This window comes from Kitasatospora phosalacinea (assembly GCF_000717185.1).
GTDB classification, from domain to species: Bacteria; Actinomycetota; Actinomycetes; order Streptomycetales; family Streptomycetaceae; genus Kitasatospora; species Kitasatospora phosalacinea_A.
On sequence record NZ_JNYE01000206.1, the window covers coordinates 1 to 2,857 of the forward strand.

3 protein-coding genes are annotated in these 2,857 nt (G+C 68.1%); 1 reads left to right on the top strand and 2 read right to left on the bottom strand.

Features of this window, described 5'->3' with window-relative positions; genetic code table 11:
* The first annotated feature begins 220 nt into the window (after positions 1–220).
* Complete coding sequence (locus OO57_RS37465) at positions 221–766, top strand: hypothetical protein (protein ID WP_033257356.1); 546 nt, start codon at positions 221–223, stop codon at positions 764–766.
* Here the strand turns inward: OO57_RS37465 and OO57_RS37470 are convergent.
* Together OO57_RS37470 and OO57_RS37475 are read right to left on the bottom strand one after the other, a co-directional pair.
* Positions 723–1,514, bottom strand: a complete 792-nt coding sequence (locus OO57_RS37470; protein ID WP_081974236.1) for an IS5 family transposase — start codon at positions 1,512–1,514, stop codon at positions 723–725. The two genes, OO57_RS37465 and OO57_RS37470, sit on opposite strands and share 44 nt — an antisense overlap.
* A 269-nt stretch (positions 1,515–1,783) precedes the next feature.
* The coding region (locus OO57_RS37475) for a LamG-like jellyroll fold domain-containing protein (RefSeq protein WP_033257357.1) at positions 1,784–2,857 on the bottom strand (1,074 nt) is incomplete at its 5' end.

Sequence of the window (2,857 nt, forward strand, 5' to 3'; positions counted from 1 at the left end):
GGGCAGTGAACCCGCCCCCCTGCGCGTATCGCACGGATGGGACATACCCACCGATCGACAGCCCTCAGCACCCCAACAAGGCGAATTCAACCTGAGTAGGTGTTGGTTAGTGGTTGTTGTCTTTCCGGGCTTGAGTGATGCGTTTCCGCTGTTCAGGCATGGGGTCGGTGGTCTCGGGGAGTGGTGATGTGTCGTGTCGTCGCTCTGGTGGAGGTCGGGGATGCCGTCGGTCGTAGGGCTGCTGGAACAGCGTGAGCTGACCGCTCGTCGTCGTGTGGATGAGCTGCGGGAGGAGGCGGACCGTATCCAGGCCGAGCTGGTCGTGGCCGAGCGGGAGTGGAACGAGTGGGTCGTCGCCCGTTCGCGCGTGGGCGAGGTGCTGTCCCCGGGCGAAGGCGACGTCGCTGGCCCGGATGCCGTCGAGGAGTCGTCGGATCGTGGTGAACCGCCCACGCTTCCCGCGTCTTCGGAGGCGGCGAAGCCGAAGTCGGTGGTGCCGATGTGGCGTGCGGGTCTGGCCTGGTCGGCATTGTCGGCGGACTACCAGCGCATCGTGCGGGCTCTCGCGGAGCGGGGCCGGCTCGGTCAGGGTCCGCTGACCTGCCAGGAGATGACCGTCTGCTTCGGGTTGGACCCGGTGCCCGCGAAGATCGAGGCGTTGCGGTCGAAGGCGAAGCGGCTGACGGCTCGCGGGTGGCTGGCCGAGCCGGCGCCGGGCCGGTTCAGGCTCGCGAAGGCCGTGGCCGGGCCAGGCGGCGGGTCATGAGCATCGTCGCCGACCAGTAGACCATCGCCTCCGCGCTGCCGGTGGACCGTTCGAAGTCCCGCACGAGGCGGCGGCTTCGCATCAGGTGGGCGAAGAACCGCTCCACGATCCACCGCTTGGGCAGCACGACGAAGCCGCGCATGTCGTCACTGCGCTTGACGATGGCCAGGACCAGGGCGAGGGCGGCCAGGCAGTACTCGACGAGGCTGCCCGTGTAGCCGCCGTCGGCCCAGACCAGCGCCAGCCGGTGATGCGCGGCGGCCACTTGGGCGAGCAGAACCTGCGCGGCGGCGCGGTCGCCGATGTCCGCGGCGGTGACCATCACCCCCAGCAGCAGGCCGCGGGTGTCGACCACGGCGTGCCGCTTGCGGCCGTTGATCAGTTTGCCGCCGTCGAAGCCGCGGCTGTCGGCGCCGACGACGGCGTCCGCCTTGATGGACTGGGAATCGATCACGCCCGCGCCCGGCTCCGGATCCCGCCCGGCCTGCTCGCGGACCTTGCGGCGGAGCCGGTCGTGGAACTCCCGGACCAGACCGCGCTCGCACCAGCGGCGGAAGAAGGCGTAGACCCGGTCCCACGGCGGGAAGTCGGCCGGCATCGCCCGCCACTTCACTCCGTTGTCGACGAGGTAGCGGATCGCGTCCAACATCGCACGATGGCAATACGACTCCGGCTGCCCGCCCCGCCCGCGCAGCCAGCCCGGCACCGGAAGCAGCGGCCGCACCACCGCCCACTCCGCCTCGGACATGTCCGTCGGGTAGCGGCGCTCGCGCACCCCGTGGTCGGCGGCGTTCCCGAACCTGTGTGCCAGGCAGTCACACCCGAGAGTGACCGAAGTGGACCCCGCTCCCGCGATGCCGTAGAACTGCGACAACAGGGCCTCCTGGATTGCTCTTTGGCGTAGACACCCTTCGAGCTACCAAGAGGCCCTGCTTTCATGCACGGCGGCCGCCGCACTCATCCGATCGAGACTCCCGTTCGACCCGCACCCCTCAAGATCGGAACGACAACAGCCACTTAGTTGTAGGTGCCGGAGGACCAGAGGGGTATGCCGTCGGCGCGGTAGATGACGAGGTTGCCGTCGGGTTGGAGGAACATGCAGTCGTCGCTGTTGTTGAAGGTGGCGCTGTTCCAGAGTGCTGTTCCGGCGGTGTGGGCGGCTTGCGGGTAGATGAGGAGGTTGCCGTCTCGTTGGAGGGTGAGGACGGCGTTGGGGTAGCCGGTGGTGCCCTGGGTCCAGGTGTGTCCGTTGGCCCAGCCGGTCTGGAGGATCTTGAGCTGGCCGGAGGTGAAGGACATGGTGGCGTGGGCGGTGGTCCAGGTGCTGCCGCTGGGGTAGTTGGTGTCGTCGGCAGGGAACAGGACGTAGCCGGGGGTGCCGGACAGGAGGGCGGCCTGGGTGGGGGTGAGTGCGGTGCTGTTCCAGGTCTGGAGGTTGGAGAGGGCGCCGTTGTAGAAGACGAAGTGGCCGCCGGTGGTCGAACCGAAGTCGCCGACGCGGAAGTTGCCGGTGAATCCGGTCACGGGAGTGTGGTTGGCCGAGCCGACCGCGATGCCGTTGATGTAGAGGGTCAGTGTGCTGGTGGTCTTGTTGTAGGTGACGGTCAGGTGGGTCCAGACGCCGATCTGGGCCATGCCGGCGTTGGCTCCGGCGTGGGCGCAGTCGAAGTTCCAGCCGCTGTTGTCGAACCGGTCCATGCAGACTTCCCATTGGCCGGTGCTGCCGTTGGCTTGGAGGAAGAAGCCGGAGTTGACGTTGCCGTCCTGGGAGACCAGCACACCGCCGGTGGCGTTGGGCTTGGCCCACAGGGAGACAGTGAAACTCTGGCTCAGGTCGAGGACCGCGTTTGAGGTCAGGACGCCGTTACTCTGGGAGTTGAAGCGCACGTCGGGGCTGAAGAGGTCGCCGGTGCTCCAGGTGGCGCCGCCCTGTCCAGTGAGAGGGGTGGTGCCGGTGGTGTCCTTTACGGTGGCCACGGTGGTGCCGCTGGCGGTGTTGTCGTTCAGCGGCCAGGTGTGGGTCGGGGAGAACAGGTTCTGCGTGGGCTGGCCGCTGATCGTGGTGCCGTTGAAGAGGTTCGCGGTGGCCGC